This window comes from Stenotrophomonas sp. 80084_Sma, assembly GCF_056481995.1.
The window spans coordinates 261,998-279,441 of the sequence record NZ_CM151177.1 but is presented as its reverse complement, the minus strand read 5'-3'; the positions used below and the strand labels follow the sequence as shown (position 1 = coordinate 279,441).

At 67.2% G+C, this 17,444-nt stretch carries 14 protein-coding genes; 7 read left to right on the top strand and 7 right to left on the bottom strand.

All coding sequences use genetic code 11. The features are described from left to right. Positions 1–177: 177 nt before the first annotated feature. Genes ACZK3W_RS01245 through ACZK3W_RS01230 form a run of 4 tightly spaced genes read right to left on the bottom strand, consistent with a single transcriptional unit; the run spans position 178 to position 3,667 of the window. Complete coding sequence (locus tag ACZK3W_RS01245) at positions 178–780, bottom strand: response regulator transcription factor (RefSeq protein ID WP_478450317.1); 603 nt, start codon at positions 778–780, stop codon at positions 178–180. Beyond that, a complete protein-coding gene (locus ACZK3W_RS01240; protein ID WP_478450316.1) occupies positions 777–1,991 on the bottom strand; it encodes a sensor histidine kinase in 1,215 nt (404 codons plus the stop codon). The genes ACZK3W_RS01245 and ACZK3W_RS01240 overlap by 4 nt, the downstream gene beginning before the upstream one ends. A gap of 6 nt (positions 1,992–1,997) precedes the next feature. After that, positions 1,998–2,774 carry an ABC transporter permease gene (locus ACZK3W_RS01235; protein WP_125894892.1) on the bottom strand — a complete coding sequence of 259 codons (777 nt, stop codon included), beginning with the start codon at positions 2,772–2,774 and terminating at the stop codon, positions 1,998–2,000. Next, positions 2,771–3,667 carry an ABC transporter ATP-binding protein gene (locus ACZK3W_RS01230; protein WP_125894894.1) on the bottom strand — a complete coding sequence of 299 codons (897 nt, stop codon included), beginning with the start codon at positions 3,665–3,667 and terminating at the stop codon, positions 2,771–2,773. The genes ACZK3W_RS01235 and ACZK3W_RS01230 overlap by 4 nt, the downstream gene beginning before the upstream one ends. 202 nt (positions 3,668–3,869) lie before the next feature. Between ACZK3W_RS01230 and ACZK3W_RS01225 the strand changes: the two genes are divergently transcribed. The 5 genes from ACZK3W_RS01225 to ACZK3W_RS01205 all read left to right on the top strand — a co-directional run bounded on the left by ACZK3W_RS01225 (position 3,870) and on the right by ACZK3W_RS01205 (position 11,676). Continuing rightward, complete coding sequence (locus ACZK3W_RS01225) at positions 3,870–5,123, top strand: efflux RND transporter periplasmic adaptor subunit (RefSeq protein WP_478450315.1); 1,254 nt, start codon at positions 3,870–3,872, stop codon at positions 5,121–5,123. A gap of 102 nt (positions 5,124–5,225) precedes the next feature. Then, positions 5,226–5,915 carry an ABC transporter ATP-binding protein gene (locus tag ACZK3W_RS01220; RefSeq protein ID WP_049399872.1) on the top strand — a complete coding sequence of 230 codons (690 nt, stop codon included), beginning with the start codon at positions 5,226–5,228 and terminating at the stop codon, positions 5,913–5,915. Positions 5,916–5,929: 14 nt separating this feature from the next. Further along, the gene (locus ACZK3W_RS01215; protein ID WP_049421437.1) at positions 5,930–7,087 is read left to right on the top strand and encodes an ABC transporter permease; all 1,158 of its coding nucleotides are present in this window, start codon (positions 5,930–5,932) and stop codon (positions 7,085–7,087) included. A gap of 13 nt (positions 7,088–7,100) precedes the next feature. After that, complete coding sequence (locus ACZK3W_RS01210) at positions 7,101–8,423, top strand: ABC transporter permease (protein ID WP_032128171.1); 1,323 nt, start codon at positions 7,101–7,103, stop codon at positions 8,421–8,423. A 427-nt stretch (positions 8,424–8,850) separates the two neighbouring features. Next, complete coding sequence (locus ACZK3W_RS01205) at positions 8,851–11,676, top strand: TonB-dependent receptor (RefSeq protein WP_478450314.1); 2,826 nt, start codon at positions 8,851–8,853, stop codon at positions 11,674–11,676. Positions 11,677–11,794: 118 nt separating this feature from the next. On the opposite strand, the gene rarD is transcribed toward ACZK3W_RS01205, so the two are convergent. Both rarD and yedA read right to left on the bottom strand, forming a co-directional pair. After that, positions 11,795–12,691 (bottom strand): EamA family transporter RarD, encoded by an 897-nt coding sequence (gene rarD / locus ACZK3W_RS01200; protein WP_032128173.1) that lies wholly within the window; start codon positions 12,689–12,691, stop codon positions 11,795–11,797. Further along, positions 12,688–13,593 (bottom strand): drug/metabolite exporter YedA, encoded by a 906-nt coding sequence (gene yedA / locus ACZK3W_RS01195; protein WP_125894900.1) that lies wholly within the window; start codon positions 13,591–13,593, stop codon positions 12,688–12,690. The genes rarD and yedA overlap by 4 nt, the downstream gene beginning before the upstream one ends. Before the next feature lie 223 nt (positions 13,594–13,816). Here yedA and ACZK3W_RS01190 point away from each other — a divergent pair, with 223 nt between their 5' ends. Beyond that, the gene (locus tag ACZK3W_RS01190; RefSeq protein WP_010486964.1) at positions 13,817–15,151 is read left to right on the top strand and encodes an MFS transporter; all 1,335 of its coding nucleotides are present in this window, start codon (positions 13,817–13,819) and stop codon (positions 15,149–15,151) included. Positions 15,152–15,218: 67 nt separating this feature from the next. Then, a complete protein-coding gene (locus ACZK3W_RS01185) occupies positions 15,219–15,515 on the top strand; it encodes a hypothetical protein (protein ID WP_125894903.1) in 297 nt (98 codons plus the stop codon). 164 nt (positions 15,516–15,679) lie between these two features. Here ACZK3W_RS01185 and ACZK3W_RS01180 read toward each other — a convergent pair whose 3' ends face one another. Then, on the bottom strand, positions 15,680–17,332 hold the full coding sequence (locus tag ACZK3W_RS01180) for a M28 family metallopeptidase (RefSeq protein WP_125895969.1): 1,653 nt from the start codon (positions 17,330–17,332) through the stop codon (positions 15,680–15,682). Positions 17,333–17,444 lie beyond the last annotated feature (112 nt).

The following is a 17,444-nucleotide window of genomic DNA, read 5'->3' as shown; positions in this document are numbered from 1 at the left end:
TGAGCGCAGCGAGTTCGGCGCCGTCCCCTGATTCACCGAGAAGCGCAGGGAACCGGCGCGCAGCGACGGCTCGCGCTCTGGCGGCGTGTTTCTTTGGTTACTTTCTTTGCACGAGCAAAGAAAGTGACACCCACCCGCGGTCGCGGAAATGACATCACCGGGAAAGGCAGGGCGCTGCTACAGCCACCCCTTCTGCCGCGCCAGCCGGTACGCCTCGATCCGATTGGCCACGCCCAGCTTGCCGATGCACTCGGACAGGTAGTTGCGCACCGTACCGTGCGATAACCCCAGCTGCTCGGCGATCTCGCTGGCGGTGCGGCCCTCGCCCGCCAGCCGCAGCACGCGGCGTTCGCGGTCGGTCAGCGGGTCGGCCTGCGACCATGCATCCAGCGCCAACTGCGGATCGATCGCACGAATGCCCTGCTTCACCTTGCGCAGGGCATCGGCCAGGTTCTCGGCCGGTGCGTCCTTCAGCAGGTAGCCCAGCACCCCCGCCTCCAGCGCGCGACGCAGGAAACCGGCGCGGGCGAAGGTGGTCACGATCACCACCCTGATCGGCAGTTCGTGGCGGGCGATGCGCTGCGCCAGTTCCAGACCGGACAAGCCAGGCATCTCGATGTCGGTGACCAGAATGTCCGGCTGCAGCTGCTGCAGCATCCGCCACGCGGCCTCGCCATCGGCAGCACTGCCCAGCACTTCGATGTCCGGCTCCAGGCCGAGCAGCGCCGACAACGCACCGCGCACCATGGCCTGGTCTTCGGCCAGCAGGATGCGGATCATGCGACACCGTCCTGCGCCAACGACGTGGGCGACAGCGGCGTGGTCGCGGCCATCAACGGCACGCGTACCGTCAGCACGGTGCCCGCCCCGCGCGGCGACTGCAGCGTCAACTGGCCACCCAGTGCTGCGGCCCGCTCACGCATGCCACTCAACCCATTGCCCTCGGCCTGCACGCCGCCACGGCCGTCATCGCGTATCTGCATCGCCAACTGTCGTTCCTCAAGCATGAAATCCACCTGCACCCGGGTCGCCTGCGCATGGCGCACGATGTTGGTCGCCGCCTCGCGCAACACCAACGCCAGCCCGCGCTCCACCTCCACCGGCATCGCAGGTGGCGCCGTGTACTGCAGATGTACCTGCTGGCATTCCAGCAGCAGGCGCGCCGATGCCAGCTCGCCAGCAAGGTCGCTGGCGCGGATGCCGGTCACTGCACTGCGCACCTGTGCCAGCGCTTCGCGTGCAATGTCCTCGGCCTCGCCGATCTCCTGCCGTGCACGCGCGTCATCGCGATCGTAGAGCTTGCGTGCCAGCTCCAGCTTCAGCGTGATCAGCGACAGCGTGTGCCCCAGCAGATCATGCAGGTCGCGGCCGATACGCTCGCGCTCGGCGGTGGTGGCCAGTCGCCGCACCTCGTCCTGCGACAGCTGCAGGGCAACGTCGCGCTGCTGGCTCAGGGCCTCCACGTTCACCACCAGCCCGACGATGAACGACACCGCCGGCATCCACACCATGGCCTGCCACGGATAGCCGAAGTACAGCGCGGTGCCGCAGAACAGCAGGTTCAGCGCGGTCAGCTGCAGCAGGTACGCCCACCAGCTGCTGCGCCCGCTCATGCGGATCATCACGCAGCCGAACACGAAGTAGCTCAGTCCCGAGGGGTACCAGGGCAGCAGTACCAGGGCCATCACGATCATACCCAGCGCATAGCGCCACCCATGGTGCCGTGGCGACAGCATCACCCTGGCATAGAGCAGCAGGAACAGCGGGTAGCTGGCCAGGGTCAGCAGCAGCCAGCGCAGCGTGAAGCCATTGCCCAGCACCGGGGTGAGGAAGATCCATACCGACCACAGCAGGTGGATCGCTCCGCTCCAGGGCGACTTGCCACGTCGCAGCAGTTCGGCCACCGCCGAATCCGGCGCAGGGCGCAGCAGGGACGCAAGCCAGCTCGACGACACGGGAGAATCCAGGCGGGGACGATCGCTGCCGATCATGCCAGTTCAGCCGATCCGGCGCAGGCGACGGCGCGCCAGCAGCAGCGCCACCACCGTGACCGCCAGCAGCACCAGCAGGTGGCCGGCGAGGCTGCCCACCGACGGCAGCCCGACCACCGGCAGCGCCAGCTGCGCCAGATGCCAGGTCGGCCACAGTGGGGCCATCGTCGAGAACAGCGTGGGCAGCACAGACAACGGCAGCCACAGGCCCGACAGCAGGGCCAACGGCAGGTAGACCAGATTGACCATCGCCGGTGCCGCGCTGGCACTGACATGGCTGCCGATCAGCAAGCCAATCGCCCCCAGCGGCAGTGCCGCCAGGCCCGCCACCACCAGCAGCTGCACCATCTGCAACGCCTGCAGCTGCACACCACCGAACACGCGTGCGACGCCGATCAGCAGCAACGCCACCAGCAGCGCGAACATCACCGCCATCGCCAGCCGTGCCAGCAGCGGTGCCGCCGCCGGCATCGGCAGCGCGCGCTTGAGGGTCAGCAGGCCGCCTTCACGATCCAGCGCCAACTGCACGCCGAAGCCGAACAGGGCCGGGGCCATCGCGCCGAACACGCAGTAGGTGGCCAACAGGTACAACGGCGCATGACCGCGCCCGAGCAGCACGCCGAACAGCAGGTAGAACAGCACCGGGAACAGCAGCGAGGGCACCGCGAACGCCGGCGTGCGCCAGGCGCGGCGCAGTTCGGCCATCAGCTCGGCGCGGTACGGACGTAGTGCCTGTCGCCATGCAGGCAGCGGCAATCCGGTGGTACGGACAAGGGTGTTCATGCGGCCTCCCGGGTCATGTCGAGGAAGGCGTCGGCCAGCGCCGCGCCCTGTACTTCCAGTTCGCGCAGCTGCGCATCGGCGGCCAGCAGGCGCGCCACCACAGGCTCGGCCGGGCTCGCCAGCAGCTGCAGGTGCTCGCCGTCGCGCTGCACCTCCTGCACGCCCGGCCACTGCTGCACGTCCGCAATGGGCAACCCGCTGCGGCAGCGGATGCGGCGCGGCCGATCGGCCAGCCGCAGCTCGCTCAGCGGCGCGTCGGCCAGTACCCGGCCCTGCTCCAGCACCACCACCTGCTGCGCCAGCGCTTCGGCTTCCTCCAGGTAATGGGTGGTCAGCAGCACACCACAGCCTTCGGCCACCAGCTGCCGGATCGCCTGCCACATCGCCTGCCGCGCCTGGATGTCCAGGCCGGTGGTGGGCTCGTCCAGGAACAGCACGCGCGGGCGGCCACACAGCGCGATGGCGAACTGCACGGCGCGCTGCTGGCCACCTGACAGCTGGCCGTAGCGGCGGCGCGCGAGCGCCTGCAGGCCAGCACGCTGCAGCACCTCCTGCAACGGCATCGGGTCGGGATAGCAGGCGCTGGCCTGTGCCACCAGTTCGTCCACCTGCAGCATCGGCGGCAGGCTGGTGCTCTGCAGCATCACGCCCAGGCCGATACGGCTGGCGCGCTGCTGCGGGTCGCCGCCGAGCAGTTCGACCTGCCCGCCATCGGCGCGGCGCAGGCCCAACAACACGCTGATCGCGGTACTCTTGCCGGCACCGTTGCGGCCCAGCAGCGCCAGCACCTGGCCAGCGCGGACCTGCAGGTCGATGCCATGCAGGGCGGTATGGTCGCGGTAACGCACCTGCACCTGCTGCAGGCGGGCCAGCGACGGGGCGATCGGATCCATGGGCGGTACCGGTAGCGGGGACGTTGCCATCCTGTGCCGCCGTGGTCACATTTCGCAGTTGCCGCCGTCAGTGTCATCGGGTGACAGCTGTCACTGCCGTCATCGCTGTGCCTGCCTTCATGCTGTGCCGCACGCTCCACCGCCGGAACCGCCGCCGTCCGCCCTTCCGGTCACACCCGCCCGAACGCCTGTGATGGAACGAATGAACGCTTCTGCCGAGCTGTTGAAGGAACTCCGTATCGACCGCAAGTCCCCGCCGCCCGCCTCCGGAGGGAGTGGCAGTGGTGGTGGCCGCCGCTGGCTGTGGATCGCGATCATCGTGGTCGTCTTGTTGCTGGCCGCTGTCGCTTTCGCCCTGTTCGGGCGTACGCCAGCGGTGGACGTGGAAACCGCGCCGGCGGTGGCCATCCAGCAGGGCAACGCCAGCAGTTCGGTGCTCGACGCCAGCGGCTATGTCGTTGCGCGGCGCATGGCCACGGTCTCGGCCAAGATCACTGGCAAGGTTCGCGAGGTGATGATCGAGGAAGGCATGCGCGTGGAGCAGGGCCAGATCATGGCCACGCTGGACCCGATCGATGCCGACGCGCAGCGCAGCCTGTATGCCTCGCAGCTACAGGCCGCACGCAGCCAGGTGGCCGGGCTGGAAGCACAGCAGAAGCAGGCCGCCGCTGAAGCCAGCCGCCTGCAGGCACTGGTCGGCCAGCAGCTGGTGTCGCGCTCGCAGTACGACCAGGCGGTGGCCCAGCGCGACAGCCTGCGGGCACAGCTGGACACCGCACAGCGCAACGTCAAGGTGGCCAACGACCAGCTGGCCATCGCCGACCTGGGCGTGGACAACAACATCGTGCGCGCGCCGTTCTCCGGCGTGGTCACCGCCAAGGCTGCGCAGCCCGGCGAAATCGTTTCGCCGCTGTCGGCCGGCGGCGGCTTTACCCGCACCGGTATCGGCACCATCGTCGACATGGACTCGCTGGAGATCGAAGTCGAGGTCGGCGAAGCCTTCATCGGCCGCGTGCAGCCGAAGATGCCGGTGGAAGCCACGCTCAACGCCTACCCGGAATGGAAGATTCCGGGTGAGGTGATCGCCATCATCCCCACCGCCGACCGCGGCAAGGCCACGGTGAAGGTACGCGTGGCGCTGAAGGTGAAGGACCCGCGCATCGTGCCGGAGATGGGCGTGCGGGTCAGCTTCCTGGAACAGGCACAGCCGCAGGCGGCCGCCAAGCCGCAGGGCGTGCGCGTGCCAAGTGGCGCCGTGGTCCAGCGCGAGGGCGCCTCGGTGGCCTTCGTGCTGGGCGACCAGAACCGCGTGCAGCAGCGCACGGTCGAGGCTGGCCAGGCGATGGGCAAGGATCGCCAGATCCTCAAGGGCGTGAGCGCGGGTGAATCGGTGGTGGTCAACCCGCCGGACACCCTGCGCGACGGCGCCAAGGTGCAACAGAAACAAGCGCAGTAACGGCCTGGCGCCTGCGGGCGCCGCCGGCAACACCGCTCGACGCATGCCTGCGGCCACCGCCGTGGTGCTTCCCCGTTTCCCGCCTTCCGTGGAGAACCACCCATGTCGACCCTGGTTTCATTGCGCAACATCACCAAGACCTACCAGCGCGGCCCCGAAAAGGTGCAGGTGCTGCACGGCATCGACCTGGACATCGCCAGCGGCGACTTCGTTGCGCTGATGGGCCCGTCCGGCTCGGGCAAGACCACCCTGCTCAACCTGATCGGTGGTCTGGACAACCCCAGCGGCGGCGAGATCAGCATCGAAGGCGAGCGCATCGACCAGATGAGTGGCGGCCAGCTGTCGACCTGGCGCAGCCACCACGTCGGCTTCGTGTTCCAGTTCTATAACCTGATGCCGATGCTGACCGCGCAGAAGAACGTGGAACTGCCACTGCTGCTGACCCATCTCAATGCGGCGCAGCGCAAGCGCAACGCCGAGATCGCGCTGACCCTGGTCGGCCTGGCCGACCGCCGCAGCCACCGCCCGAATGAACTGTCCGGCGGCCAGCAGCAGCGCGTGGCGATCGCGCGCGCAATCGTCTCCGACCCGACTTTCCTGATCTGCGACGAACCGACCGGCGACCTCGACCGCCAGTCTGCCGAGGAAATCCTCGGCCTGCTGCAGCAGCTCAACCGCGAGCACGGCAAGACCATCATCATGGTCACCCATGACCCGAAGGCCGCCGAGTACGCCACGCACACGGTGCACCTGGACAAGGGCGAGCTGGCCGACGCGCCGCTGGCCCACTGACGGAGGCTACGGCGATGAAGTATTTCTCCCTGGTGTGGGCGCAGCTGTTCCGCAGCCGCACCCGTACATTGCTGACCCTGCTGTCGGTGGTGGCTGCGTTCCTGCTGTTCGGCATGCTCGACTCGGTACGCGTGGCATTCACCTCCGGCGGCAGCGTGGAAGGCGCCAACCGCCTGGTGGTGGCGTCGCGGCTGTCGATCACCCAGTCTCTGCCGATCCGCCTGGAAACGCAGATCCGCCAGGTGGCCGGTGTGCGTGATGTGGCCTACGGCATGTGGTTCGGCGGCATCTACCAGGATCCGAAGAACTTCTTCCCGAACTTCTCGGTGTCACCCAACTACTTCGATGTCTACCGCGAGCTGCAGATCGACCCGGCGCAGCTGGAGGACTGGAAGCAGACCCGCACCGGTGCCATCGTCGGCGAGACCCTGGCCAAGCAGTTCGGCTGGAAGATCGGCGACACCATCCCGCTGCAGGCAACGATCTTCCCGCGTGGCGGCAGCAACGACTGGCCGCTGGAACTGAAGGGCATCTACCGCTCCAAGGACCGTGCGCTGGCCGCCAACGAAGAACGCCAGCTGATGATGAACTGGAAGTACTTCGATGAATCCAACGACTACATCAAGAACCAGGTGAGCTGGTACACGGTGACGCTGGACAATCCGGACCAGTCCTCGCGGGTGGCGCAGGCGATCGACGCGATCTCGGCCAACTCCGACCACGAGACCAAGACCCAGACCGAATCAGCGTTCCAGCAGGCCTTCGTCAAGCAGTTCGCGGACATCGGCATGATCGTCACCTCGATCATGGGCGCGGTGTTCTTCACCCTGCTGCTGTTGACCGGCAACACCATGGCGCAGGCCGTGCGCGAGCGCGTACCCGAACTGGCCACGCTGAAGACACTGGGCTTCAAGGACAGCACCGTGCTCACCCTGGTGATGGTGGAGTCGGTGCTGCTGATCGGCCTGGGCGGCCTGATCGGCATGGGCCTGGCCGCGCTGATCCTGCCGGCGATCGGGCCGAAGAGCATGGGCATGCTGCCGCCGCACGTGCCGACCCCGACCTGGCTGATGGGGCTGGGCCTGATCGTGGTGATCGGCATCATCGTCGGCCTGTTGCCGGCGCTGCGTGCCAAGCGCCTGAAGATCGTCGACGCACTGGCCGGCCGCTGAGGAGAACGCAGACATGTTCAAGAGCAAACTCAAGAAGTGGCTGGGCAACGGCGTGACGGTGCTGCTGCTGGTGATCGGCCTGGTGCTGTGGATCAGCCTGCCGTGGATCGGCGTGCTGGCCGTGGCCGTGCTGGTGGCACTGTGGCTGCTGCTGACCCGCGGTGGGCGACTGGCACTGGCCGCCACCCGCATCGGCGTGGCCAGCCTGCCGCAGCGCTGGGGCGCGTCCTCGGTGATCGTGGTCGGCATCGCTGGCGTGGTCGGCGTGCTGGTGGCGATGCTGGCGATGGGCGAAGGCTTCCAGGCCACGCTCAACAACACCGGCGATGACACCACTGCCATCGTGCTGCGCGGCGGCTCGCAGGCCGAAACCAACTCGGTCATCACCCGCGAACAGGTGCCGACGCTGTCCACTCTGCCCGGCATCACTCGCGATGCCGAAGGCCGGCCGCTGCTGTCGCCGGAGCTGTCGCAGGTGGTCAACCTGGTATCGAAGTCCGACGGCACCGACGTCAACGCGCAGTTCCGCGGCGTCGGCCCGCAGGCGTGGGCGGTGCATGACAAGGTCAAGATCGTCGAAGGCCGCACGTTCGCCACCGGCCTGCGCGAGATCGTGGTCGGCCAGGGCGCCAAGGGCCAGTTCCGCGATCTGGACGTTGGCAAGACGCTGACCCTGGGCAACCAGACCTGGACCGTGGTGGGTGTGTTCGCCACCGGCGATGCGCATGACTCGGAACTGTGGACCGACGCCGATACGCTGGCCACCACCTACCAGCGCAGTGCGTGGCAGTCGATCAGCGTGCGCACCGATGGCAAGGCCGGCTTCGAGCAGTTCAAGGCCGCCGTCGCCGCCGACCCGCGCCTGAAACTGGACGTGGAAACCACCCGCGTCTACTACAGCAAGCAGGGCGGCGGGCTGACCAAGCTGATCGACATCCTCGGCAAGGTGATCGGCACCATCATGGCGGTCGGTGCGGTGTTCGGCGCGCTCAACACCATGTACGCGGCGGTCGCCACGCGTGCGCGCGAGATCGCCACCATGCGCGCGATCGGCTTCCGCGGCCTGCCGGTGGTGACGGCGGTGATGCTGGAGACGATGCTGCTGGCACTGCTCGGCGGCCTGCTGGGGTGCGCGGTGGCATGGCTGCTGTTCAATGGCTACAGCGTGTCCACCATCGGCAGCAACTTCAGCGCAGTGGTGTTCAAGTTCCATGTGTCGCCGGAACTGCTGTGGACCGGCCTGAAATGGGCGCTGGGCATCGGCCTGGTCGGCGGCCTGTTCCCGGCGCTGCGCGCGGCGCGGTTGCCCATCACCACGGCGTTGCGCGAAACCTGAGCATCACGCAGCGATACAACGCGCATTGCGCAGGGGACGGAGCGAACGCTCCGTCCCTTTTTCTTGCGCGTCATCCGCGAATGGCGTGGATCTACTCAGGGCGATGCAGCCAGGCCGGGTGATGAACCAGTACGTCCAGTAGATCCACGCCATGCGTGGATGGATGCCTGCGCACACGCACTGCTACAGATTGCGGGAAATCCGCCGCTATCGATGCCTCTGCCCATCGCAAACGCAGCGCGCGTGACGCTGCGCACAGCGCATCTGTGGATTGTTGGTTGCGATTCATTTTCGCGCACATCCGTGGCGCAGAGACAAACAGTTACGAATGGAAACATTCTAGAATCGCGCCCCCCACGTTGGTTTGCAGCACCCCACGCGCCCATAGAACGGGCGCTTGTTTTTACTGAAACACGAGATTTCACGGATGTCCCTGAAAACCAATCCGCTGCGCAACGCGATCGTCATCGCGCTGGCCGCCAGCTGCACCACCCCCGCCTTCGCACAGAGCACCGGCGACGCCACCACCACCCTCGACCGCATCGAAATCACCGGCTCGCGCATCCGCCAGGCCAGTGTCGAGACCGCACAGCCGGTGATCGCGCTCAACCGCGCCGAGATCGAGAAGAAGGGCTACGTCAACGTCGCCGACATCCTGCAGGACATTCCCGCTGCTGGTTCGCCGAGCATGAGCCGCGCGTCTTCGCTGACCTCCTCGCGCGACTTCGGCGGCATGTACGTCAGCCTGCGCAACCTCGGCCCGGAACGCAGCCTGGTGCTGATCGACGGCCGCCGCATGGGCGTCAGCGCCGGCGGCTACTCCGACCTGGCCTCGATTCCGTCGGCCATCGTCGAGCGCGTGGAAGTGCTGACCGATGGCGCGTCCGCGCTGTACGGCTCGGACGCCATCGCCGGCGTGGTCAACATCATTACCCGCAAGAACTTCGACGGTGGCGAAGCCAGCGTCTACGTCGGCCAGTACGGTGAAGGCGACGGCCAGAAGCGCTCCTACAGCGCCACCTTCGGCAAGACCTTCGACCGCGGCTGGTTCACCGTGGGTGCTGAGCGCACCAAGGAAGACGAAGTGCTGGGCAAGGATCGCGAGTTCAGCCGCTATCCCAACGGCCCGCGCCACCCGACCGACAACCTGAACGGCAACACCCCGTGGGGCTACGTCACCGTCGGTGGCAAGAACCTGACCGTGGGCCCGGGCGGCGATCCGAGCCAGAAGGGCAACTTCCACGCGCCGGATCCGGCCGATGGTGCCAACAGCAAGACCAACATGAGCCTGCTGACCGGCCTGGAGCGCACCTCGGTGTTCGCCAACGGCGGCTTCTCGATCACCGACGACCTGCGCATCGTCGCCGACGCGCTGTACAGCAAGCGCGAATCGACCAAGCAGCTGGCCGGCTACCCGTACTCGGTCAGCGCCGCCCAGGCGCGCAACGGCAGCCGTGCCGCCCTGTCCAAGGACAGCACGTTCAACCTGTGGGGCCAGGATGTGCTGTTCGCGCACCGCTCCGAGGAGCTGCCGCGCGGCACCGAGAACAATCTGGAGACCAAGCGCGCCAGCATCGGCCTGGAAGGCAGCTTCGAAACCGGTTCGCGGTACTGGGACTGGAACGTCAGCTACATGTACAACCGCAATGAAGGCGAGCGCATCGGTACCGGCAGCATGTACCAGCCGCACGTCAACCAGGCCGTCGGCCCGTCCTTCATGGATGGCAACGTGGCCCGCTGCGGCTCACCGGGTGCGGTGATCGCCGGCTGCGTGCCGTGGAACCCGGCTGCGCCGATGGGTTATACCGGCCCGGGCTCGCTGAGCAACCAGGACGTACAGGACTACCTGTTCGCCCGCTTCGTCGACAAGATGAAGAGCACCACCAAGGTGGCCAGCGCCAACATCTCCGGTTCGCTGTTCACCCTGCCGGCCGGCGACATCATGGGCGCGATGGGCTTCGAGCACCGCAGCGAAGAAGCCAGCTACACGCCGGACATGCGGGTGCAGAAGGGTGAGATTACCGGCACCAGCGGCCAGCCGACCCGTGGCGACTACTCGCTCAACGAGGTCTACCTGGAGCTGCAGGTGCCGCTGCTGGCCGATCTGCCGTTCGCGCGCGAACTGTCGCTGGACGTGGCCGGTCGCTACTCGGATTACAACAACTTCGGCTCGACCACCAACAGCAAGTTCGGCCTGAAGTGGAAGCCGATCGACAGCCTGCTGGTCCGCGCAACCTATGGCACCGGCTTCCGTGCGCCCACCGTGGATGACCTGTACGGCGGTACCGTCAGCACCCGCGATTCGTTCACCGATCCGTGCGATACCTCGTTCGGTACCGCGGCCACCAGCCCGACCGTTGCTGCCCGTTGCCAGGCGCTGAAGGTGCCGGCCAACTTCCGCCAGCTCAACAGCGATGGCACCGTTGCCACCAAGCCGGGCCAGCAGTCGACCGTCGACTTCAACTCGGGTTCCAACGCGGCGCTGAAGCCGGAAACCGCCAAGACCTGGACCGTGGGCCTGGTGTACAGCCCGGACTTCGTGGCCGGCCTGGATGTCAGCCTCGACTGGTGGAAGATCCGCATCAACAACGCCATCGTCTCCGAGACCACCAACAGCATTCTCGAGCAGTGCTATGTGCAAGGTTCGGACGCCGCCTGTGGTCGCTTCACCCGTGGCAGCAACGGCCAGGTCAACAGCCTGGACCGCTCGCTGGTCAATGCCGGTTTCCGCGAAACCGCCGGCTATGACATCAACGTGCGTTACCGCCTGCCGGAAACCACGTTCGGCCAGTTCGCCGTCAACTGGAACACCACCTACACCGACTACCTGAAGCAGCGCAACGACAACGCCGCGACCACGCCGGTGGAGCAGCGCACCAGCTGGGGCGGCGACTTCCGCGTCCGCTCGACCTTCAACCTGGATTGGCAGTACGGCGACCTCGGCATCGGCTGGACCGCGCGCTACTACTCCAGCATGAAGGAGAAGTGCTCGTACATGGACGAGTGCAACCTGCCGGGCTTCAGTTCGTCGTACACCAGTGCATCGCCGACCAACAAGGTAGGCTCCAACACCTTCCACGACCTGCAGCTGCGTTACAGCCTGCCGTGGGACGGCACCGTGTCGCTGGGCGTGAACAACGTCTTCGACCACCAGGGTCCGATCATGTACAGCCAGCCGAACAGCAGCTTCACCTACTACGGTGGCTTCGACATCGGCCGCTTCATGTACATGAAGTACCAGCAGCGCTTCTAAGCCTGCAACCGCGTTCCCGTCACAGCCAACTCTCTCCTGGCTGTGGATGGAAGCAGAGCGGCGCCCCTCGGGGCGCCGCTCTTTTTTGTGCACACGTGTCAGCCGAGCGGACGCGGCGCTAGCGCTTGGCGCGCATCGTGCGGATGTTGTCGCCGACGAACAGCACCAGGCCGGCCCAGATCGCGGCAAAGCCGATCGCCTTGGCGGTGTCGAACGCTTCGTGGAAGAAGAACACACCCAGCAGCAGCTGCAGGCTCGGCGCGATGTACTGCAGGATGCCGACCAGCGACAGCGGAATGCGCTTCACGCCGTAGGCGAAGCCGATCAGCGGCACGGCGGTGACTGCGCCGCCGAAGATCAGCAGCAGGTCGTTGCGCCAGCCCCAGCCATGGAAGAACGCGCCACCGTGGCCATTCTCGGCCCAGATCGCGAAGGCCAGCGCCGGCAGGAACAGGTACATGCTTTCCACGCCCAAGCCGGCCACCGGGTCGACCGAAACCAGCTTGCGCAGCAGGCCATACAGGCCGAACGAACAGGCCAGGCCCAGCGCGATCCACGGTGGTGTGCCGGCGTCGATGGTCAGCCAGGCCACGCCCACCGCCGCCATCGCCACCGCCACCCACTGCAGGCGGCGCAGGCGTTCCTTCAGCACCAGCACGCCCAGCAGCACGTTCACCAGCGGGTTGATGAAGTAGCCCAGGCTGGTCTCGATGACATGGCCGGCGTTGACCGCCCAGATGTACAGGCCCCAGTTGAAGGCGATGGTCAGGCTCGACACCAGCAGGATCGGCAGCGCGCGCGGCTGTGCGGCGATCTTCTGCCACCAGCCCAGGCGCGAGCTGATCAGCAGCCAGCCCAGCACCAGCACGGTGCTCCAGATGATGCGGTGGGCGATGATCTGGAACGAGGGCACCTCGTTGAGCAGGTGCCAGTACACCGGGACCAGGCCCCAGATCACGAAGGTGGACGCAGTGACCAGCAGGCCCCGGCGTTGTTCTTTCTCATCCATGCTCATTTCTTTCTCGTCCTTGCCATCGTCAGCACCACCACACCCAGAAGAATCACCACCATCGCCAACAGGTCGCGCCAGCCGAACCGTTCACCGTTGAGCAGTGCGCCCAGCAGCACCGCGATCACCGGATTGACGTACGCGTAGCTGCCCGCCAGCGCGGGGCGCACGTTCTGCAGCAGCCACACGTAGGCGGTGAACGCGACGATGGAGCCGAACACGCACAGGTAGGCCATCGCCAGCAGGCCACCGGTATCGGGCAGCGTGGTCGGGCGCTCGCCTACCGCCAGGCCGATCAGCACCAGCAGCACGCCACCGCAGACCATCTGCCCGGCAGCGGTCATGAACGGGCCCGGCAGGTCCAGCCCACGCGCCCACACCGAACCGAAGGCCCAGCCGATCGGCGCGATCAGCAGCAGCACCAGCCCGGTCGGCGAGGCCGTCAGGCTGCTGCCGGCGTTGAGCCAGACCACGCCCAGGAAACCGATGGCGATGCCCAGCCATTCGCCCTTGCTGGCGTGCTGGCCACGCAGCGCCGAGAACAGCGCCATCCACAGCGGCACCGAGGCCACTGCGGTGGCGGCCAGGCCCGAGGACACCTCGCGCTCGGCCAGCACCACCATGCCGTTGCCCAGCACCAGCATGGTCACGCCCATGATGACCAGGTTGCGCCACTGCCGCAGGGTCGGGTTCGGCATCTTCCAGAACAGGCGCAAGGCCAGGAACATCAGGCCACCGGCAATGATGAAGCGGCTGCCGGAGACCATCGTCAGCGGCAGTGCGCCGCCGTGCAGGGCCTTGGCGATGCCCAGGTAGGTCGAGCCCCAGACCACGTAGACCAGCAGCAGTGCCAGCGCGACAAGGCCACCCCGGGGGGCAGCCGCAGACGAAGAGGGGGGAGCCGACATGACACACCAGGGAGCCGGGGGAAGGCGGATTCTAGGACGTTTTGAGTATGGTCCGGGACCCCATACGGTGGCACGCTGTCATCCATCCATGCACCCTGCTCTGGTCTGCTACCCCGTGTTGACGGTCGATGCAGTACCAAGAGGGCTGCCCGGCCGCGCCGCCCCAAGGCCGGGCGCCGTTTTCCCTGCGCACGGACGCGCCGCATCGAGGATTCCCACCCAGATGAGCACCACGTCCCAACCTGCTGTCCCCGCGAACGACCGCGCCGCCCTGCGGCGGTCGATCTCCAACACCCTCAAAGGCTCCGCCGGCAACCTGGTGGAGTGGTACGACGTCTACGTGTACTCGGTGTTCGCCGTGTACTTCGAATCGCAGTTCTTCTCGCCCGACGACAAGAACTCCACGATGTACGTGTGGGCGATCTTCGCGGCGACCTTCCTGATGCGCCCGATCGGTGCCTGGTTCTTCGGCCGCTTCGCCGACCGCCATGGCCGCCGCCTTGCGCTGACCGTCTCGGTCACGCTGATGGCGCTGTGTTCGTTCCTGATCGCCATCACCCCCACCGCCGCCAGCATCGGCATCTGGGCCGCGGTGATCCTGCTGTTCGCGCGCCTGCTGCAGGGCTTCGCCACCGGTGGCGAATATGGTGCCAGCGCCACCTACATGTCCGAGGCCGCCATTCCCGGCCGCCGCGGCTTCCTGTCGTCCTTCCACTACGTCACCCTGGTCGGTGGTCATGTGCTGGCCCAGCTGACGCTACTGCTGATGCTGACCTTCTGGGGCAAGCCGGAAATCTCCGAGTGGGGCTGGCGCATCGCCTTCGGCATCGGTGGCATCGCCGCAGTGGTGGTGTTCTGGCTGCGTCGTGGCATGGACGAGTCGCTGTCGGAGTCGTCCATCGAGGCCGCACGCGAGGGCAAGGCGCAGAAGTCCGGCTCGATGTACGAACTGTTCGTGCACCAGTGGCGGCCGCTGCTGCTGTGCTTCCTGATCACCGCCGGCGGCACCGTGGCCTTCTACACCTACTCGGTGAACGGCCCGAAGATGATCCAGAGCGCCTTCGCCGGCAACGATCCGATGACCGGCACCCTGATCAACCTGGGCGTGCTGGCGTTCCTGATGGTGCTGCAGCCGGTCGGTGGCTGGCTGTCGGACATCATCGGGCGCAAGACCCTGCTGGTGTTCTTCGGCGTCGGCGGCGTGCTGTACAGCTGGTACCTGATCACCCAGCTGCCGCACCAGCATGACGCCACCCTGGCCTTCCTGACCCTGGCCATGGCGTTCGTCATCCTCACCGGCTACACCTCCATCAACGCGGTGGTGAAGGCCGAGCTGTTCCCCACCCATGTGCGCGCACTGGGCGTGGGCCTGGGTTACGCACTGGCCAACTCGCTGTTCGGCGGCACCGCCCCACTGCTGTACCAGGGCGCGCTGAAGACCGGCCACGTCGACTGGTTCGCCATCTACGTGACCGCGACGATCGCGGTATCGTTGGTGGTCTATGTGTTCTTCCTCACCAACAAGGGCCCGAACTGGCTCGACGGCACCCGCAAGTAAGCGCGTTGCCCTGATCGCGGCCACCGGTGCAATGCCGGTGGCCGCTGCGTCTCCCGCCACGCCGTTGATGTGGATCGCGGCGACGCTGGCCACAGCCACGGCATTGGCCTGGCTGCTGCGCCGCCCCAGCGCACAGGCCGCGTGGCCGCGCATCGGATTCGGGATTGCCCTGCTGGTGTTCTGCGCCGCGCTGGCGCTGCAGCTGGCGGTGGACCTGGGCAGCGGCCACAGCTCGCTGCAGCTGCGCCTGCATCGCGGCATCAATGCAGGGTCGCCGGTTGGACTGCGCACGATGGTGGCGTGCTATCTGGCAGCGCTCGCCGCCAGTGGCTGGGGTGCGTGGACGCTGCTGCGCCGGCGCTGACGAATACCCGGGCGTGCCGGCCGCTGGCCGGCAACGCCACCTCTTTCGGTAGTGCCGGCCGCTGGCCGGCAACGCCACCTCTTTCGGTAGTGCCGGCCGCTGGCCGGCAACCTCATGAACCTCCGGAAAGAGCAGGGAGTTGCCGGCCAGCGGCCGGCACTACCTCAACGGCGGGCCGCTTCGCTCTTGTCGCGCGCGCCGCGGAACTCCGATTCCTTTTCCCACGTCGGCCAGCGGCGGCTGTTGGCCAGCTCGGCTCCCAGGTCGTAGACCAGCAGGGTGTCGGCGGCGTGGCCACTCGGGTCCCAGCTCGGCGTCCACGCATCGCAGGCCTGGTGGTAGCAGTCGGCGAAGTACTTCTCGCGCAGCGCGCGGCCGGCTTCAACGCCACCGTCCAGCTTGTCCAGGCCCGGGCCGATGGTGATCGCCGGCACGCCCAGGCGGGCGAAGGCGAAATGGTCGGCACGGTAGAAGAAGCCGGCTTCCAGGTTCGGGTCCGGGCTGTAGCTGCGGCCGCGGACCTTGGCCACGCGCTCCAGGTCACCCTCCAGTGAGACCCGGCCCTTGCCCCACGACGCGATGTCACGGGTCGCGCCATCCGGGCTGAACATTTCGATGTTCAGCACTGCAGCGGTCTTGTCCAGCGGCGCCAGCGGGTGCGCGGCGTAGTAGCTGGCACCCAGCAGGCCCTTCTCTTCGGCGGTCAGGGCCACGAAGTACAGCGTGCGCTGCGGCTGCGGGCCGGCGGCGAACACGCGGCCCAGTTCCAGCACGGTGGCCACACCGGTGGCGTTGTCGATCGCACCGCGGCGGATGCGGTCACCCTTGGCGTCCGGCTGGCCGATGCCGAAGGCATCCCAGTGCGCGGAGAAGATCACCGCCTCGTCGGCGTGTTCACCACCGGGCAGCTTGGCCACCACGTTGCGGGTCACCACCTGCTCGCGCTTGAGCGCGAAATCCACGCTCAGCTTCGCGTTGTCCAGTGCCACCGGGCGGAAGTCCGCACGCATCGCCTTGCGCTTCTCGGCATCGAAGTCCAAGCCGGCGTCAGCGAAGATCGCCTCGGCAAGTTCGCGCTGCATCCAGCCACGCAGCGGCGTGTGCTGCGCCATCGCCTCGGCCTGGCCGCGCTCGATGTCGAACAGCGGCGAGGTGCCCGAGCTCTTCACCGTGGCCCAGCCATAGGCGGCCGGTGCGGTCTCGTGCACGATCAGCACGCCCTCGGCGCCACGGCGCGCGGCTTCCTCGAACTTGTAGGTCCAGCGGCCGTAGTAGGTCACCGCCTTGCCGTCGAACGCGCCCGGCGCATCGGCTTCGAAATCGGCGTCATTGATCAGCACGACGGCGATCTTGCCGTGCAGGTCCACATCCTTGTAGTCGTTCCACTGGCGTTCCGGCGCGTCGATGCCGTAGCCGACGAACACCAGCGGCGCATCCTTGATCTGCACGCGCTTGCGCGGCTGCAGGCTCTGCAGGGTCACGTCCACGCCGTTGGCCAGCGCGCGCTTGCCCTGCTTCAGCGACAGGCTGGCCTTGGCCGCGCCCTCCAGCTGTGCGCGCACCAGCGGCACCGGCTGCACCCAGCTGCCATCCACGCCACCCGGCTGCAGGCCGTAGCTGCGGAACTGCTCGATCAGGTACTGCACCGTGCGTTCTTCGCCCTCGGTGGCCGGCGCGCGGCCCTCGAATTCATCCGACGCCAGCACATGCACATGGCGCGACAGTGCCTGCGGATCGATACCGCCACCCGGCAGGTCGTTGGCCGCATGGGCCAGGCCACCGACAAACAGGCAGGACGACAGCAGCAACACGCGCATCGGATTCACGGCAGTACCACGGCTAGCTTGGAAGTCACCAGAGTGTAACGTGGTCGTGACATCACGGCGCAGCCTGGGCCCACGTCATCCACGCATGGCGTGGATCTACCAG